The following is a 17,500-nucleotide window of genomic DNA, read 5'->3' as shown; positions in this document are numbered from 1 at the left end:
TCACCGGAGGGCAAGCCCTGTGCAGGTAATCATCGACAACTGGCCGGCGCTGATGCGCGCGTTCGGTGTTACGCTCCAACTCCTCGGCATGGGAGCGCTCGGCTCCATCGTGCTTGGCAACCTCGTGGCGTTGCTGCGCATCTCGCCTGTGGCGAGCCTTCGGTGGATTGCGACCCTCTACACCGAGATCGTCCGCAACACCCCGCTGACGTTGGTGTTCTTCTTCTTCGCGATCGTTCTGCCCACTCTGCAGATTCGTTTCGATTACCTGCTGGGCGCGGGGATCGCTCTCAGTATCTACACGTCGCCGTTCATCGCCGAGGCGCTGCGATCAGGCATTAACGGTGTGCCTATCGGGCAGGCCGAGGCCGCCCGTAGCCTGGGGCTCAGCTTCGGCCAGACTGTCACCTCCATCGTCTTCCCCCAGGCCATCCGCATGGTCGTGGCGCCGCTCATCAACGTCATCATCGCCCTCACCAAGAACACCTCCGTGGCGGCTGGTTTCTACGTGGTCGAGCTGGTCGCCGAGTCGAAGGTGCTCGCCAACGCCCACGGCGACCAGGTGATCAACATCCTGGTTGCCGTCGCCTGTCTCTACCTTGTCATCACCATCCCGCTCGGTCAGTTGGCCGGCGTGGTGGAGCGGAAAGTGGCGGTGATCCGGTGAGCGCCTCAGTCCTCTACGACGCGCCCGGCCCCAAGACGCGGGCGCGCAGCCGGCTGATCTCCTACATCTCCTTCACCGTGATCGTCGGCGCCTTCGTCTGGCTGATCGTGGCCCTCGCCCTCCCCCGCACCACTGTCAACGGCGTGGTCCTGACGGGCGTCTTCTCTCCGGAGCGCTGGGAGTTCGCGCTCGACGTCCAGTTCTGGCGGCGCCTCCTCATCGACGGCCTGCTCATGGGCACTCTGCGGGTGGCGGCGCTCGCCGCCGTGCTCGCAGTGCTCATCGGCGTCGCGTTCTCCTTCGGTCGAACCGCGCGCAGCGTCGTCATCCGCGTTCCTGTGGCGATCATTCTTGAACTCTTCCGTGGCATGCCCGTCCTTCTCATGATGCTGTTCATCCTGCTGGTGATGAGGACCAACGGATACTGGGCCGCCGTCTGGGCGCTCGCCGTCTACAACGGTGCCATCATCGGTGAGGCACTCCGCTCGGGTATCGCCGCTCTCCCCCGCGGACAGCGCGAGGCGGGCCTGTCGCTGGGCCTCACGCCGTTCAAGACCCGGATGCTGATTGAGTTTCCGCAGGCGTTCCGGCAGATGCTGCCGATCATCGTGGCCCAACTCGTGGTGCTGCTCAAGGACACATCACTGGCCTACATCGTCGCCTACCCGGAGATCCTGCGGATTTCGCAGCAGCTCCGTGACTTCTACGGCTCCACCACGGTGTCCTTCTCGCTGTTCACGATCGTGTTGGTGATCTATCTGGCCGTGAACCTGGCACTGTCGGCCTTCGCCCGCTGGCTCGCTCGAAGGCCTGCCAGCGCGTCGTCCATCAGCCAGGCCGACGCACATGCGATCGACCTGGTGGCGACCGGCGCTGATGTCGTGACTGATGAGGACAAGAACCCGTTCGGCGACGGCCGACGCTGACCCTTCCCGCCGGACGCGTTGAGAGAACTTCTGGCGGATTCTGCCGGCTCGGACCCGTTCTGTCGCCGTTTTGTCGGACCACGTACGTAGAGTGCACCTATGGGAATAGCTCAGGCTCGCGATATCGCGGACCGGTTGCTCGCGGCACGCCTGGCTGAGCCTGGATCCACCGATTGGTCGCGCAGCGAGCGGCACCAGGTGGGTGCACCGGCAAGACGATGCACGCGAAGAGCTACCGGGCGTACCTTGAGCGTGATCGGCGATGCCGGTGTGCCTGCATGGGGTCGCGTAGCAGCGGTGAATCGGTGGATCTAGGCTGAGCGCCGCGCCCAGGCTGATCAGACCGTGCTGCTTGCGGAGTTGGCAGAGCAGTACGTCCTTCCCCGCGGTGCCGAGGAAACTCACGGAGCGCTCGTCTCTGACGCGCTGATCGAGGAGGTCCACCCGTTCGGCGGACCCGGAGCCCCGCTGATCTCCGAGTACGCAGCGCCGGAGGTCGCGGCGCTGCTGGGGATCTCCCGACGCAAGGCCACAATTTTGATCGAGGGAGCCGTCCACCTGAAGTGGCAACTGCCCGGGCTGTATGAGCGGATGTCTCGCCTACTGGTGGAAGCAGACCGGGCCGTCCAGGCGTCGTACTCGGTCTCGGGCCTTCCGCCCGAACTCGCCCGGATCGTCATCGAGCGCTGGCTGCCCATCCAGGAGCGATACTCGTGGACGGGTGCGTTCAACAAGCTCTCCGAGCTCATCGCCGAGGTGGACCCGCACCGGGCCGAGGAAGAGGCCCAGGCTTTACAGCAACGGCAGGTCACCGTCACCACCGGCAAGGGAAATCTCGGTGATGCCGCGGTCGGCTACATCGAAGCCACGGTGGATGTGGTGGATGCGAAGCTGTTCGACGCCGCCCTCACCCAGATCGCCGGGCTCCTGCAGAGCGTCCACGGCGACGACTCACCGATGGCGATCCGCCGCGCCAAGGCGTTCGGGGTGCTGTCGCGCCCGGCCTATGCCCTGGCACTTATCCAGCGTGGTGCCCAGGCCGAGTCTGACCCGTCACCATCGCTACCCATCGAGCAGGAGGCCGACGACCGCCAACCCCGCCACAGCGACTCCGACCGACTCCTCCCCGGCAGCTGCACCGGGCACACCTGCGGCACCATCACCATCCCCATCGAGAAGCTGCTGCCCAAGGTGGGCATCGAGGTGGTCATCGACGCCGACGCCGTCGGGGCCGATGCCGTCGCCCGCATCGACGAGGCCACCGTCATCGCCACCACCACCCTCGCCGAGCTGCTCGGAGGCAAGTCCGTGCAACTGCGCCCCGTCATCGACCTTCCCCGCGTCCCCAGCGAGCATCAGTACCGTCCCAGCCTCGCGATGAGGCGGGCAGTGCTACGGAGATGGCGGCACGAGGCTTTCCCCTTCTCCCATCGCCGGACGGGCGGGCTGGATCTGGATCACGTTCAGCCGTACCGCTCGGACGGCACCCCCGGTCAGACCAGTCAGCGCAACCTCATCCCGCTCGGCCGAGGTAACCACCGCGCCAAGACAGCTCGGCTCTGGATGGTGAGGATTGATAATCTCGGCCGAGCGCTCTGGGAGAGCCCCTTGGGGTATCGGTACGTCGTCACCCCGTACGGCACAGAACCGGTGCTACCACTGCGCCTGTACGGCCGGGACCGCCAACGCTCCGCGTAGCGTGCTCGCGAGCGTCGGGGGCGTCTGGTGTCGCTGCACCTCCGAAGACGCGAGTGCCGGCCGCCAGAAGGCGGCCGGCACTCGGCATCGATCAGCGGATATTTCAGAGCTGGTAGAACCGCACGATCGCGGCGAACTCGTCGGGCTGGAGGCTCGCGCCGCCGACCAGGGCGCCGTCGATGTCGGGCTGGCTCATGATCTGAGCGACGTTGCCGGACTTGACGGAGCCGCCGTACTGGATACGCACCGACTCTGCCGTCGGCTCGTCGTACAGGGCGGCGACCTCACGACGAATCGCCCCGCACACCTCCTGCGCGTCATCGGGTGTGGCGACCTCGCCGGTGCCGATGGCCCAGACGGGCTCGTAGGCGATGACCAGGCCCGCGACCTGCTCGGCCGACAGGTCGGCCAGGGTACCGCGCACCTGGTTCAGCGTGTACTCGACGTGCTCGCCTGCCTTGCGGATGTCGAGCCCCTCCCCCACGCAGATGATCGGCGTCATGCCGGCGGCGAGGACCTTCTTCGCCTTGGCGTTGATGATCTCGTCGGTCTCGCCGTAGTACTCGCGACGCTCGGAGTGGCCGACGATGACGTACTGCACGCCGAGCTTGCTCAGCATGGCCGTCGAGATCTCGCCGGTGTAGGCGCCGTTGTCGTGCTGCGAGACGTTCTGCGCGCCGAGCCCGAAGTGCAGACGGTCGCCGTCGATGAGCGTCTTGACGGTGCGCAGGTCCGTGAAGGGGACGCAGAGCACCGCGTCGGACTTCTTGGGGTCCCATTCCTTGTCGACCAGCGTGTAATGAAGCTTCTCGACCAGGCCGGTGGCCTCGATGTGATCGACGTTCATCTTCCAGTTGCCGGCCATGATTGGCTTGCGGGTCATGAGTTGTTCTCCTCCAGTGCGGAAAGTCCGGGCAGTTCCTTGCCCTCCAGGAACTCCAGCGACGCGCCGCCGCCGGTAGAAATGTGGCCGAAGGCGTCGTCGGCGTGGCCGAGTGCTCGGACGGCGGCGGCGGAATCTCCACCGCCGACGACCGACAGGCCGTCCACCTCGGTGAGCGCCTGCGCGACAGCGGCCGTCCCGTGGGACAACTCCTCGATCTCGAACACGCCCATGGGCCCGTTCCAGAACACGGTCTTGGCGCCCTTGATGGCCTCCGCGTACAGCTTCTCGGTCTCCGGGCCGATGTCGAGGCCCTGCTTGCCCGCGGGGATGTCGCTCGCGGCAACCACGTCGACGTCGCCCGTGACGGTCCGCGCGTCGAAGTCCATGCCCTCAGCGACACGCACGTCGACCGGCAGCAGCAGCTTCTTGCCCGCGGCCTTGGCCTGCTCGACGTAGTCGAGGCAGGTCTGCAGGTTGGTCTCGTCGAGGAGAGAGGCACCGATCTCGTGGCCCTGTGCCTTGAGGAACGTGAACGCCATGCCGCCGCCGATGATGAGCGTGTCGGCGACCTTGAGTAAGTTGTCGATGACGGCCAGCTTGTCGGCCACCTTTGCACCGCCCAGCACAACCACGTAGGGACGCTCGGGACTCTCGGTCAGCTGCTTGAGGATGCCGACCTCCTTCGCCACCAGCTTGCCGGCGGCGTTCGGGAGCTTCTTGGCGACGTCGTAGACGGACGCCTGCTTCCGGTGCACGACGCCGAAGCCGTCGGAGATGAAGATGTCCCCGAAGGCGGCGTACTTGTCGGCGAGTTCCTGCCGCGCCGCCTCGTCCTTGGATTCCTCCGCGGGCTCGTAGCGCACGTTCTCCAGGAGCGCGACGTCTCCATCGGAGAGCGACTCGACAACAGCCTTCGCGGAATCGCCCACGACGTCGTCGGCGAGCTTGACCTCGGCACCCAGCAGCTCACCCAGGCGGGCGGCGACAGGGGCGAGCGAGTACTTGGGGTTGACCTCACCCTTGGGACGGCCCAGGTGGGCCATGACGACGACCCGCGCGCCGGCGTCACGCAGCGCGTTCAGGGTCGGGAGGGCCGCCTTGATGCGGCCGTCGTCGGTGATGTTCTTGTCGGAGTCCAGGGGGACGTTGAAGTCGCAGCGGATGAGTACCCGCTTGCCGGAGAGATCGCCCAGATCTTCGAGTGCCTTCACAGCAGGGCCTTTCTTGGTGGGTTGTCAGCGGCGGCGACAACGGCCCTGCGACCCGCGCTCGGCAGGTCACAGGGCCGTTGTCTCAAGCCACCGTTAGTGGTTGGTTCAGAGCTTCTCGCCGACCATGACGGTCAGGTCAACGAGGCGGTTCGAGTAGCCCCACTCGTTGTCGTACCAGCCGAGCACCTTGACCTGGTTGCCGATGACCTTGGTCAGCTTGGCGTCGAAGATGCAGGAGGCCGGGTCGGTCTCGATGTCCTTGCTCACGATCTCGTCCTCGGTGTAGACGAGGACCTTGCCGTCAGCGGCGTTCTTGATGATCTCGTTGATCTCCTCGACGGAGGTTTCACGGGAGGCCTCGAAGGTGAGGTCGGTCGCGGAGCCGGTCGGGGTCGGCACACGCATCGCATAGCCGTCGAGCTTGCCCTTGAGCTCGGGGAGCACGAGGGAGACGGCCTTGGCCGCACCTGTGGTGGTGGGGACCATGTTGAGGGCGGCGGCGCGCGAGCGACGGAGGTCCTTGTGGGGGCCGTCCTGGAGGTTCTGATCCTGCGTGTAGGCGTGGATCGTGGTCATCAGGCCCTTGACGATGCCGATGCCGTCGTTGAGCGCCTTCGCCATGGGGGCGAGGCAGTTCGTGGTGCACGAGGCGTTCGAGATGATGTTGTGGGCGGCCGGGTCGTACTTGTCGTCGTTGACGCCCATCACGATCGTGATGTCCTCGTTCTTGGCGGGAGCCGAGATGAGCACCTTCTTGGCGCCGGCGTCGATGTGGGCCTGCGCCTTGGTGGCGTCGGTGAAGAAGCCGGTGGACTCGACGACGATGTCGACGCCGAGGTCAGCCCACGGAAGAGCGGCGGGGTCCTTCTCGGCGAACGCCTTGATCTCCTTGCCGTCGATCTTGATGGCGTCGTCGTCGTAGGTGATCTCCCCGTCGAAACGGCCCAGGATGGAGTCGTACTTGAGCAGGTGGGCAAGCGTCTTGTTGTCGGTCAGGTCGTTGACGGCGACGACCTCGAGATCGGCGCCGGACGCGACGAGCGCGCGGAAGTAATTGCGGCCGATGCGGCCGAAGCCGTTGATTGCAACCTTAACGGTCATGAGGAATTCGATCCCTTTCGAGCTACCTTGCGCCAGTAGGCGCATGCGGACACCTTCATCCTATCCACTCGGCAGGCCCGGGCAAGATCGGGGGTCGGATTTGTTGGGGCCTCAGTCGACGTCGCGGAGGTCGGGAGGGAGACTGGCCTCGGTGTTGGGCACGCCCTCGTCGTCGGCCATCTTGTCGGCGGTAGCAAGGAGCCTGCGGATGCGCCCGGCGATCGCATCTTTGGTCAGGGGCGGCTCGTGCAGCTTCCCCAACTCCTCCAGGCTGGCCTGGCGATGCTCGAGCCGGAGCTCACCGGCTGCGCGGAGATGCTCGGGCACTTGGTCCCCCAGGATCTCCATGGCCCTCTCGACCCGGGCGCTCGCCGTGACAGCCGCGCGGGCGGAGCGCCGTAGGTTGGCGTCGTCGAAGTTGGCGAGGCGATTGACGTTGGCGCGCACCTCGCGGCGCTTGCGCCGCTCCTCCCACGTGATGCGGGTCTCCGCGGCGCCCATCTGGGTGAGCAACTCCGCGATCGAGTCGCCGTCGCGGATCAGCACCCGCTCCACTCCGCGCACTTCGCGCGATTTCACCGAGATGCCGAGGCGCCTCGCCGCTCCGACGAGCGCCAGGGCGGCCTCGGAGCCGGGACAGGTCACCTCGAGCGCCATGGAGCGCCCAGGCTCGGTGAGGGAGCCGCGGGCCAGGAAAGCTCCACGCCAGACGGCGACGGCGTCGGCCGGGGACCCGGCGACCACGGCAGGGGGCAGCCCTCGGACCGGCCTGCGGTTCTGGTCGACCAGTCCACTCAGCCGGGCCAGCTGCTCGCCGTCACGCACCACCCGGAGGGTGTACCGCGGACCGCGCCGAACGCCCGAGCCGTTGATGACCATGAGCTCGCTGTCCACGGAATACAGGTCGGCGATGAAGGTGCGCAGACGTCGGGCGGCGGCTCCCGTGTCGAGTTCGGCCTCGATGACGATGCGTCCACCGACGAGGTGCAGCCCACCGGCGAAGCGCAGCATGGCGGCCACCTCCGCGCGCCGCACCGAGGGGTGCGGGGCTACGACGGTCGCCAGCTCGGATTTCACCTTCTGCGTCAGGGCCATTGGGGCAGTGTGCCACACGGCGGTGCGCAAGCGTCAGCGGGCGATGACCTCGCTGAGGACCGCAGCGAGGCGGTTGGGGTCGTGCGTGGGCGAGCCATCCCGCGCCGCGACGTCGGCCGTGACGACGCGTCCGCCGAGCGACGTGACGAATTTCTCCAGGTGCGGATCGCTGGCCGCGAAGCGCTCGTCCGCGATCACCACGTCGAGGCGCAGCCCCGGCGCGTGTTCGGCGAGGAGTTCGATGTGACGTGAGGGGGTGAACCCATCTGTTTCTTCCGCCGGGGCGATGTTGAGCACCAGGACCCGCTGTGCCCGGGTACCGAGGATCGCGGCCGCGAGGTCGGGTACCAGCAGGTGCGGGATGACGCTCGTGAACCACGATCCCGGCCCGAGCACGATCGAGTCGGCCTCGCGGATGGCCGACACCGCCTCCGGCCGTGCCGGCGGCCGCTCGGGCACGAGTCGGACGGCCTGGACTGTCGCCCGCGACGTCGCGACCGTGGCCTGGCCGCTCAAGGTGCACACCTCGTCGGGTTCCAGCGGGTCGAGCCCCAGGACGTCGGCTTCGATCTCGAGCGGCACCGAGCTCATCGGCAGGACCCGACCCCGGGTGCGCAGGAGGCTGCCCACCATGTCCAGACCCTCGACCTCATCGTCGAAGTGCTGCCACAGTCCCGCGATGAGGAGGTTGCCGATGGCGTGCCCGGCGAGCGGGCCGTCGCCGCGGAAGCGCGCCTGGAGGACGTCGGCCCAGGTGCGACCCTCATGATCGTCCGAGCACAGCGCAGCGAGCGCCATCCGCAGGTCCCCCGGAGGTAGGCATCCGAACTCACGCCGCAGGCGCCCGGAGGATCCGCCGTCGTCGGCCACCGTCACGACTGCGGTCAACCGGTCCGTGATCCGACGCAGGGCGGTGAGGGACGCGGCCAGCCCGTGGCCCCCACCCAGGGCCACGACGCGTGGCAGGCGACTGGCCATCATTCCTTCCCCAGATCCCGGTGGAGGACGGTCGTCGGGAATCCCTTGGCGCGGAGCCTCTCGGAAAGCTCCTCCCCCATCGACGTCGAACGGTGCTTTCCGCCGGTGCATCCGATGGCGACCGTCACGTGGCGCTTACCCTCCTTGAGGTAGCCAGGGCTGACCGTCTCGATGAGCTCGACCATGTGGTCCTGGAAACGCTTGGCGGCGTCGTGCTTGAGCACGTACTGGGCCACGTCCTTGGACAGCCCGGACTTGGGGCGCAGCTCCGGGATCCAGAAGGGGTTCGGCAGGAAGCGCACGTCGAACACCATGTCCGCGTCGATCGGCACGCCGTTCTTGAAGCCGAAGGAGATGATGGCCACCTTCAGCTTGTCGGTGGCCTCGTCCCCGAAGTGGTTGGCGACGCGCTGCGCCAGTTGTCGGGCCGAGATGTAGCTAGTGTCCACGACGATGTCAGCGTCGGCACGGAGATCAGCGAGCAGGCGCCGCTCGCGCTCGATGCCCTCGATGAGGCGATCTCCGCCCTGGAGCGGGAGCGGCCGTCGGTTCGACTCCTGCCGCTGCACGATGACGTCGTCGGTGGCTTCGAGGAACAGCGACGTGACGACGGCTCCATCCGACTTCAGCTGCTCGATGGCAGCGGGCAGCCGCTCGAACTGCTCGCGCGAGCGGACGTCCGCGACCACCGCCAGCCGTCGCACGCCGAAGCCGCGGAGGATCTCGGCGAGGGACGGGAGCATCTCCGGAGGGAGGTTGTCCACCACGTACCAGCCCAGATCCTCCATCGTGTGGGCGGCCGTGCGTCGCCCGGCGCCGGACAGTCCGGTGATGAGGGCGAACTCCAGGGGCGCAGCATCGGTCATGCGGCCAGCCTAGTGGGCCTCATCTCCAGCGGGCAGCCCACGCGCATGGAGCGCCTCGCCCGTGCGCTGCGCGTAGCTGACCGCCCCGAGGACGACCGGCGTCAGCAGCAGCGCCGGATTGCGATCCAGTCCGCGGGCCCGTGCCGCATCGCGGGCATCCCCGACCGACCCGACGAGGAACGGAATGGATCGGATCATGAGTGCCACGGCGAGGGCCACCTGCTGGGGATCCACACGGACCCAGCTGAGCGGCCGTAGTCCCGACGCCAGTGCGTCCATGAGCGCAGGGGTCGACGTGGTGAGAGTGAGGATCCGGGCGGCGAGCACGGCGTTGAGGATGTTCACCGGATGGGTCGCGGCTGCCGACGGATCGAATGAGACGAGGTGGTAGGCCACGAGCGCGGCGAGCATCAGCCAGATGGGCAGGCCCACCCGCACTGCGCGCGGAGGCGTGATTCCCGAGGACCACAACAGGGCCAGCGTCACCAGCACCGCCGACAGGCTCACCCACGGCGTTCCGGCGATCAGCGGCGGCAGTGTCAACGCCAGCACAACGAGATACTTCCACCCGACCCGGAGCCGGAAGAGCCAACCCGGACCCGGCTCGTAGAGGCCGAGCAGGGAATCGTGGACGTTCACGCCAGCACCGACTCGTACTGTGCAATCGCTTCGTCGGGGGCGCCGTCGGCGACGATCCGACCGTCGTGGACCACGAGGACCCGGTCGGCGTCGGCGGCCACGTCGAGATCATGCGTCGAGTAGATGATCTGCTGGGCGAGACCCGCGAAGACCTGGCGCAAAGCCCGCTTGTTGCGCAGGTCCAGCAGGGTGGTCGGCTCGTCCGCGACCAGCACGGCGGGGTCGACGGCGAGCACACTGGTCAGCGCGACGAGTTGGCGCTCGCCGCCACTGAGGTCGTAGATGCTCTGGTGCGCGAGGTGACCGAGCCCGCGTTCGTCCAGGAGCGCCTGCGCGCGGCGGGCGCGCTCGGCCCGGTTCCTGACGGTGCCCCGCAGGCTGAGCTCAATGTCCTCGATGGGGGTCGACATGAGCAGCTGGGCCAGTGGGTCGGTGAACACGAAGCCCACCCGGCGACGCACCAGGCTCGCCTGCTCGACCGTGCTGAGCCCGTCGACGCTCACCGTTCCGGAGGTGGGCGCACGGAGGCCATTGAGCAGGCGCAGAAGCGTCGACTTGCCGGACCCGTTGGCGCCGATGACGGCTATCCGGTGTTCCGGAAGATCCAGGGTGACGTCAGTGAGCAGCGCACGGTCACGTTCGCCCCGGCCCCCGGCAGGGACGACGACGCTGACCGCACGCAAGCTGATCATCTGCCGAGCAACCTGGGGAAGGCCTTGTGCACCGAGACCGCTAGCAGGGCCGCGACGACGAACTTGATGAGGTCGAGGGGAATGAAGGGCAGATCCACCAGCAGCGCCTCTCGGATCCCCATGCCTCCCCAGAGATGGAGCCCTGCGACGCCGAGCGGAAGAATGAGCGCCAACCTGGCGACGACGCAGCCCGCAAGCATCCAGACCAGCGACCTCGAGGTGATCCCGCGGCGCACCGCGAGCCGCGCGAAGGCACCGATGACGAGCGCTGCGAGCGTGAAGCTCAGGATGTAGCCACCGGTCGGCCCGAAGAGGGTCCCGAGTCCCGCGCGCCCGCCGGAGAAGATGGGCAGGCCGGCAGCCCCGGCGGCGACGTACAGCCCCACCGCTGCGGCCCCGCGCCAGGGACCCAGCGCAAGGCCCGCCAGCGCCACACCGATGACGGCGAACGAGAACGGGACGCCGGCCAGCAGGAAGCTTGGCACCAGCGCCAGCGCGGCGATGAGTGCCGCGAACACGGCGACGTAGGCGAGGTCCGCGGGGGCGAGGGTGCGGGCGGGGGCAGCGGTATCAACGCTCATCGGTGCTCCTTCGGGTGAATCGACAGGCCCCATCTAACACCCCCTTTGAACAGTGTTCAAATCTGGTTTCACAGCTCGGTCACTTCACCCGTGCTGAGGTTGATGGCCTCGCCTCCGCTCTCGGCGACGGCGGCCTTCACCGAGGTGGCCAGCGTGGGTCCGAATCCCGGGACCTGCGCGATCTCCTCCACGCTCGCCTGCCGCAACTTCCGGAGGCTGCCGAAGTAGGTGAGGAGAGCCTTTCGCCGCAGCTGCCCGAGACCGGGAACGTCATCGAGCACGGATTCCACCACCTGCTTCGCCCGCCGGGAACGATGGTGCGTGATGGCGAAGCGGTGTGCCTCGTCGCGGAGGCGCTGCAGAAGGTAGAGGCCCTCGGACGCGCGGGGCAGGATGATGGGGTACTCCTCGCCCGGCACCCACACCTCTTCGAGCCGCTTCGCCAGACCGCACAGCGCGATCTCTTCGTGCAGCCCCGCCTCGCGAAGCACGGCCGCGGCGGCGTTGACCTGCGGGAGGCCACCGTCGACGACGATGAGGCCGGGTGCGTACGAGAACCGGGCCGCCTCGCCGGTGGTCGGATCCACCTTGATGTCCGAGGCGCGGTCGTCGACGAGCCTGCGGACCCGCCGGCCGAGTACCTCGGCGATGCCTGCGACGTCGTTGGATCCCTCGAAGCTCTTGATGATGAACCGTCGGTACTCGCTCTTTCGGGGCAGACCGTCTTCGAAGACGACCATCGATCCCACGACTTCAGATCCCATGGTGTGGGAGATGTCGTAGCACTCGATGCGCAGCGGGGGTTCGTCCAGCCCGAGCGCCTCGGCGATCTCGTCGAGTGCCCGATTGCGCGTGGTGAGGTCCGAGGCGCGCCGAAGCTTGGCCTGCTCCAGGGCCATCTGGGCGTTCTTGACGGCCGTGTCGAGGAGCGCTCGCTTCTCGCCGCGCAGTGGGACCCGGATGCTGACGTTGGTGCCCCGCCGCGCCGTGAGATGGTCGATCAGGGTGGGTTCCGCCTCGACGGAGGTGAGCACGTGTGGGGGGATCTCGAGATCGTCGGTGTAGAGCTGCTCGAGGAAGGCCTCCAGGAGCTCCGTCAGCGGCCGGTCGTCCGCCCGGTCCGCGATCCAGCCGCGCTCCCCCAGAATGCGTCCGTCCACGACGTGGAAGACCTGCACGGCCACCTGCTGGCCGTCGTCGGCGAAGCCCACGACGTCGGCCCTGACGCCGTCGGACAGCACCACCGAGTTCTTCTCCTGGACCCGCTTCAGCGCGCCGAGCGAGTCGCGCAACACGGCGGCTCGCTCGAAGTTCAGATCAGCCGACGCCTGGTACATGTCGCGTTCGATGCGGCCGATGATGCCGCCCGTGCTGCCGCCCATGAAGGCGCAGAAGTCCTCGGCGATCGCCCTGTGCTCATCGGCGCTGACCCGCCCGACACACGGCGCAGAACACTTCCCGATGTCACCCAGAAGACAGGCGCGTCCGGATGACCGTGCCCGGTTGAAGACCCCCTGGGTGCATGAGCGCATCGGAAAGACCCGCAGCAGCAGGTCGACCGTCTCGCGGATCGCCCAGGCCTGGCCGAACGGTCCGAAGTAACGCGTGCCGCGCTTCTTCGCGCCACGACCCACCCACACCCGGGGGTACTCCTCGCTCATCGAGACTGCGAGCCAGGGGTAGGACTTGTCGTCGCGGTACTTGACGTTGAACCGGGGATCGAACTGCTGGATCCACGTGTACTCGAGCTGGAGTGCCTCGAGCTCGTTGGCGACAACGGTCCACTCGACCTTGGCGGCCGTTCGCACCATCGTCTGCGTCCGGAAGTGGAGCGCCGCCGGATCCGCGAAGTAGGAGTTCAGACGCTGGCGGAGGTTCTTGGCCTTGCCAACGTAGATGACGTTGCCGAAGGCATCGAAGAATCGGTACACGCCGGGGTCGGTCGGGATCGAGCCCGGCCGGGGACGGTAACTCTTCGGGTCGGCCATGGCTTAGATGATAGGCGGGACTACGCTGGGAGGATGACCGCTCCGAGCCGCCCCCGGGCCCGCCGACGCGCCGCGCGCCTCCTCGGGGTGCTGGGCGCCGTGGTCACGGTCATCGCGGGTCTCCTGATGCTCGGTGCTGCCGTGTACACGCACTTCGCGGTCGTGGCCAACTTCAATGAGCACTCCCGTCCGGAGCACATTTACCACTCCTCTGTCGGGGGTCCCCTGGTCCTGACGGAGCCCTCGGCCGCCTACGGCATCACCAGCATGCGGGGGCCGCTGACAGAGTGCACGGTCACCGAGGACGACGGCGGCCTGGTGGTGGTGACGCGCGACGAGTCGATCACCAAGCGCCCCGCCTTCCGCTTCACGGCCGAGGCGGGGACCTACGAGATCGCCTGCACGCCGGACCTGTACTTCGAGGTGTTCCGCGGCGAGGACCTGGTGCGTGCCGCCCGCGGCTACGACGGCCCCGTCCACCCCTCGGTCTACTTCCTCGCCGCTGCCACGGTCACCCTCGGCGTCGGGTCCTTCCTGTGGAACCGGTTCGTCCAGCGCCCCCGCGACTGGTCCTACACCCCAGCCGAGTAAGCGTCGGGCAGGGAGAGGCCACCCTCACAGAAGCGGCGCGAGGAACCGGCCCGTCGCAGACGACTCGTTGGCAGCGACCTGTTCGGGCGTGCCGGTCGCGACGACAGTGCCGCCACGTGAGCCGCCGTCGGGCCCCATGTCGATGATCCAGTCGGCCGACTTGATCACATCGAGGTTGTGTTCGATCGTGACGACCGTGTTGCCCGCATCCACGAGCCGCTGGAGCACGCCGAGCAGCCGGCCGATGTCCTCGAAGTGGAGGCCTGTGGTCGGCTCGTCGAGCACGTACAGCGTGCGGCCCGTCGAGCGCTTCTGCAGTTCCGCTGCCAGCTTCACCCGCTGGGCCTCGCCACCGGAGAGCGTCGTGGCGGGCTGGCCAAGCCGCACGTAGCCCAGCCCCACCTCGGTCAGCGTCTTGAGATACCGCGCGATCGACTGGATGGATTCAAAGAACTCCACCGCCTCGCTGATCGGCATGTCCAGCACCTCGGCGATGGTCTTGCCCTTGTAGTGGACCTCGAGGGTCTCGCGGTTGTACCGGGCCCCGTGGCAGACCTCGCACGGCACGTACACGTCGGGCAGGAAGTTCATCTCGATCTTGATGGTGCCGTCACCCATGCAGTGCTCACACCGCCCGCCCTTGACGTTGAAGGAGAACCGGCCCGGCAGGTAGCCGCGCACCTTGGCCTCGGGCGTCTTGGCGAAGAGGTTGCGGATCTTGTCGAAGACCCCGGTGTACGTGGCCGGGTTCGAGCGCGGGGTCCGGCCGATCGGAGACTGATCCACCTGGATCACCTTGTCCAGATGCTCCAGCCCTTCCAGGGACTTGTGCCGACCCGGGACGGCTTTGGAGTTGTAGATGGCCTTGGCCGCCGCGGTGTAGAGGATCGAGTTGACGAGCGACGACTTGCCGGACCCGGATACCCCCGTCACCGCGATGAACTGGCCTAGCTTGAACTCGACGTCGATCCCACGGAGGTTGTGTTCGCGGGCCCCCCTGACGACGATCTTCTTGCCGTTGCCCGGCCGGCGCACCGCGGGGACCGGGATGGCAAGACGGCCGGAGAGGTAGGCACCCGTCTTCGAGTTGGGATGATCGAGCATCTCCTGCACGGTGCCGGAGACGACGACCTCGCCTCCCCCCTCGCCGGCCCCCGGCCCGATGTCGACCGCCCAGTCGGACGCCCGGATCGTGTCTTCGTCATGCTCGACGACGATCAGTGTGTTGCCCAGGTCGCGTAGCCGGTGGAGCGTTTCGATGAGGCGGAGGTTGTCGCGCTGATGCAGCCCGATGCTTGGCTCGTCCAGCACATAGAGGACGCCCACGAGACCGGACCCGATCTGGGTCGCGAGACGGATGCGCTGGGCCTCCCCGCCCGACAGGGTGCCCGCGGCCCGCGACAGCGTGAGGTAGTCGAGGCCGACGTCGAGGAGGAAGCGCAGCCGGGCGTTGATCTCCTTGACCAGCCTCGCCGCGATCGTGGCCTCCCGCGGTGTCAGCTCCAGACCGCCGAGGAAGCCTGCCACCTCGCCGATGGACATCTCGGCGATCTCCGCAATGTTGCGGCCGGCGACGGTGACCGCCAGGCTCGACGGCTTCAGGCGGGCGCCCCCACAGGTGGCGCAGTTGATCTCGCGCATGTAGCCGCCCCACCGGTCGCGGGCGGCGTCGGTCTCCGCTTCGTCATAGCGACGGCGGACGAAGGGGATGATGCCCTCGTACTTCTGCGAGAACGAGCGCACCCGTCCGAAGCGGTTACGGTAACTCACCACGACGTTGCCCTTCACCCCGCCCAGGATGAGCTTCCGCGAGGCGGCCGTCAGATCCGACCACGGGGTGTCCATGGAGAACCCGTGCTCCTCACCCAGCGACCGGAGGACGTGCTCGTAGTGGGAGCGGATCGTGGCCGAGCTCCAGGGGGCGATCGCACCCTCACCGAGTGACAGATCCTCGTTCGGGATGATGAGCTCCGGGTCGGGATCGAGCAGCGTGCCCAACCCGGAACAGTCGGGACACGCCCCCCAGGGGCCGTTGAAGGAGAACTGCCGGGGCTCCAGCTCGTCGATGCTGACGTCGTGTTCGTTGGGGCACCCGAGCTTCTCGGAGTACCGCTTCTCTCGCTCGGGATCATCGACGGGAAGGTCGACGAAGTCGATCGTGACGACACCACCGGCGAGGCCGAGCGCGGTCTCGATGGATTCGGTGATGCGCTGCTTCGCCGTCGGACGCACAACCGCGCGGTCCACGACGACGTCCACGTCGTGCTTGCGCTTCTTGTCGATCTCGGGCAGTTCGGTGAGCGGGAACGTCTCGCCGTCGATCCGCACCCTGCTGTAGCCGTCCCCCACGAGTTGCCGGAAGAGCTCGGCGTGCTCACCCTTGCGGCCCCGCACCAGCGGCGCGAGGATCTGGAAGCGCGTACCTTCCTCGAGCCCCAGGAGCCGGTCGACGATCTGCTGGGGTGTCTGGCGGCCGATGACCGCGCCACAGACCTCACAGTGCGGGACGCCGATCCGGGCGTAGAGGAGCCGGAGGTAGTCGTAGACCTCCGTGATGGTGCCGACGGTCGACCTGGGGTTGCGGCTCGTCGACTTCTGGTCGATGGAGACCGCGGGCGAGAGACCCTCGATGAAGTCGACGTCGGGCTTGTCCATCTGACCGAGGAACATGCGGGCGTAGGCGCTCAGGGACTCGACGTAGCGACGTTGGCCCTCGGCGAAGATGGTGTCGAACGCGAGCGACGACTTGCCGGAGCCGCTCAACCCCGTGAAGACGATCAGCGAATCCCGCGGGAGATCGAGCGACACGTTCTTGAGGTTGTGGACGCGGGCTCCCCGCACGACGAGACGATCATTCACGCCCGCAATGGTACGTCTTTGCTACGTTGGTCCCATGCCCATCAACCGCGCCCCCTTCGGCGAAGTGGTTGAGGCTGTCCGCGAGCACACATCGCTGCTGCTAGGCACGACGATTTCCTACTCCGACGACGACTGGGCACACCCGACGGCGCTGATCGGTTGGACCCGCAGCCACGTGGCCACGCACCTCGTCGAGGGAGCGCTCGGGATGGTGCGCGCCATCCAGGGACTCCACGCGGGCACCCCCCGACGGATGTACGAGTCTGAGGCCGCCAGGCACCGCGCGCTCGAACTCGGCAGTCTCGACAGCGGGCTCGAGCTGCAGATCAAGCTCGACACGAGCGCCAGCGCCCTCCAGGCGGAGCTGGGGGCGCTGGAGGGTGACGACCGCCTGGTGACGCTGCGTGCGGGCTACCATCTCTCGGCCAGGCACATCCCGCTCGCGCGCCTGGGCGAGGTGGTCCTGCACCACATGGATATGGAGAGCCACTTCGGCCCCCGGGACCTGAGTCCCGAGATCGCCCTGTCCCTCCTGGCGTTTCAGGTGGTCCACATCGGGGACAGGGAGGACTTCCCGGCGCACCGACTGGTGGCCGACGAAGGCTACGAGGGCACCGTCGGACGTCAGGGTGATTCTGTGGCCGAGATCCGCGGCCCAGCCGCTGATCTGCTGGCCTGGCTGGCGCGGGGCATCGAGTCCCCCACCCTCATCCGCTCGTAGC

At 67.6% G+C, this 17,500-nt stretch carries 16 protein-coding genes; 5 read left to right on the top strand and 11 right to left on the bottom strand.

Translation table 11 applies throughout. The features are described 5' to 3' along the window. The first annotated feature begins 19 nt into the window (after positions 1–19). The 3 genes from RPIT_RS04185 to RPIT_RS04175 all read left to right on the top strand — a co-directional run bounded on the left by RPIT_RS04185 (position 20) and on the right by RPIT_RS04175 (position 3,291). Entirely contained in the window at positions 20–667 is a 648-nt protein-coding gene (locus tag RPIT_RS04185; RefSeq protein WP_077340955.1) for an amino acid ABC transporter permease, read from the top strand. Further along, complete coding sequence (locus RPIT_RS04180) at positions 664–1,593, top strand: amino acid ABC transporter permease (protein ID WP_077340953.1); 930 nt, start codon at positions 664–666, stop codon at positions 1,591–1,593. The genes RPIT_RS04185 and RPIT_RS04180 overlap by 4 nt, the downstream gene beginning before the upstream one ends. Positions 1,594–1,938: 345 nt before the next feature. Then, positions 1,939–3,291, top strand: coding sequence for an HNH endonuclease (locus tag RPIT_RS04175; protein WP_077340951.1), 1,353 nt, complete (start codon positions 1,939–1,941; stop codon positions 3,289–3,291). A 103-nt stretch (positions 3,292–3,394) separates the two neighbouring features. Here the strand turns inward: RPIT_RS04175 and tpiA are convergent, their stop codons facing one another. From tpiA to uvrC, 10 genes are all read right to left on the bottom strand, one after another. Next, entirely contained in the window at positions 3,395–4,174 is a 780-nt protein-coding gene (gene tpiA / locus RPIT_RS04170) for a triose-phosphate isomerase (RefSeq protein ID WP_077340949.1), read from the bottom strand. Then, positions 4,171–5,388: a phosphoglycerate kinase gene (locus RPIT_RS04165; RefSeq protein ID WP_077340947.1), complete on the bottom strand. Its 1,218-nt coding sequence runs from the start codon at positions 5,386–5,388 to the stop codon at positions 4,171–4,173. Before RPIT_RS04165 ends, tpiA begins: the two co-directional genes overlap by 4 nt. Before the next feature lie 105 nt (positions 5,389–5,493). Further along, complete coding sequence (gap, locus tag RPIT_RS04160; RefSeq protein ID WP_077344197.1) at positions 5,494–6,489, bottom strand: type I glyceraldehyde-3-phosphate dehydrogenase; 996 nt, start codon at positions 6,487–6,489, stop codon at positions 5,494–5,496. Between the two features lie 111 nt (positions 6,490–6,600). Next, on the bottom strand, positions 6,601–7,584 hold the full coding sequence (whiA, locus tag RPIT_RS04155) for a DNA-binding protein WhiA (RefSeq protein WP_077340945.1): 984 nt from the start codon (positions 7,582–7,584) through the stop codon (positions 6,601–6,603). 33 nt (positions 7,585–7,617) lie between these two features. Then, positions 7,618–8,565 (bottom strand): gluconeogenesis factor YvcK family protein, encoded by a 948-nt coding sequence (locus RPIT_RS04150; RefSeq protein ID WP_077340944.1) that lies wholly within the window; start codon positions 8,563–8,565, stop codon positions 7,618–7,620. Continuing rightward, entirely contained in the window at positions 8,562–9,428 is an 867-nt protein-coding gene (gene rapZ / locus RPIT_RS04145) for an RNase adapter RapZ (RefSeq protein WP_077340942.1), read from the bottom strand. Before rapZ ends, RPIT_RS04150 begins: the two co-directional genes overlap by 4 nt. A gap of 9 nt (positions 9,429–9,437) precedes the next feature. Beyond that, entirely contained in the window at positions 9,438–10,067 is a 630-nt protein-coding gene (locus RPIT_RS04140) for an energy-coupling factor transporter transmembrane component T family protein (RefSeq protein ID WP_077340940.1), read from the bottom strand. Continuing rightward, positions 10,064–10,759, bottom strand: coding sequence for an energy-coupling factor ABC transporter ATP-binding protein (locus RPIT_RS04135; RefSeq protein WP_077340938.1), 696 nt, complete (start codon positions 10,757–10,759; stop codon positions 10,064–10,066). Before RPIT_RS04135 ends, RPIT_RS04140 begins: the two co-directional genes overlap by 4 nt. Then, entirely contained in the window at positions 10,756–11,340 is a 585-nt protein-coding gene (locus tag RPIT_RS04130) for a biotin transporter BioY (protein WP_077340936.1), read from the bottom strand. The genes RPIT_RS04135 and RPIT_RS04130 overlap by 4 nt, the downstream gene beginning before the upstream one ends. Positions 11,341–11,408: 68 nt before the next feature. Next, the gene (uvrC, locus tag RPIT_RS04125) at positions 11,409–13,328 is read right to left on the bottom strand and encodes an excinuclease ABC subunit UvrC (RefSeq protein ID WP_077340934.1); all 1,920 of its coding nucleotides are present in this window, start codon (positions 13,326–13,328) and stop codon (positions 11,409–11,411) included. 33 nt (positions 13,329–13,361) lie between these two features. Between uvrC and RPIT_RS04120 the strand changes: the two genes are divergently transcribed. After that, positions 13,362–13,919 (top strand): hypothetical protein, encoded by a 558-nt coding sequence (locus RPIT_RS04120; RefSeq protein ID WP_077340931.1) that lies wholly within the window; start codon positions 13,362–13,364, stop codon positions 13,917–13,919. Between the two features lie 24 nt (positions 13,920–13,943). On the opposite strand, the gene uvrA is transcribed toward RPIT_RS04120, so the two are convergent. Then, positions 13,944–16,787: an excinuclease ABC subunit UvrA gene (gene uvrA, locus RPIT_RS04115; RefSeq protein ID WP_093664686.1), complete on the bottom strand. Its 2,844-nt coding sequence runs from the start codon at positions 16,785–16,787 to the stop codon at positions 13,944–13,946. 25 nt (positions 16,788–16,812) lie between these two features. Here uvrA and RPIT_RS04110 point away from each other — a divergent pair, with 25 nt between their 5' ends. Next, complete coding sequence (locus tag RPIT_RS04110; RefSeq protein WP_162274486.1) at positions 16,813–17,499, top strand: maleylpyruvate isomerase family mycothiol-dependent enzyme; 687 nt, start codon at positions 16,813–16,815, stop codon at positions 17,497–17,499. Position 17,500 lies beyond the last annotated feature (1 nt).

It is taken from the genome of Tessaracoccus flavus (assembly GCF_001997295.1).
GTDB classification, from domain to species: domain Bacteria; phylum Actinomycetota; class Actinomycetes; order Propionibacteriales; family Propionibacteriaceae; genus Arachnia; species Arachnia flava.
This window is presented reverse-complemented; position numbering and strand designations above follow the sequence as displayed.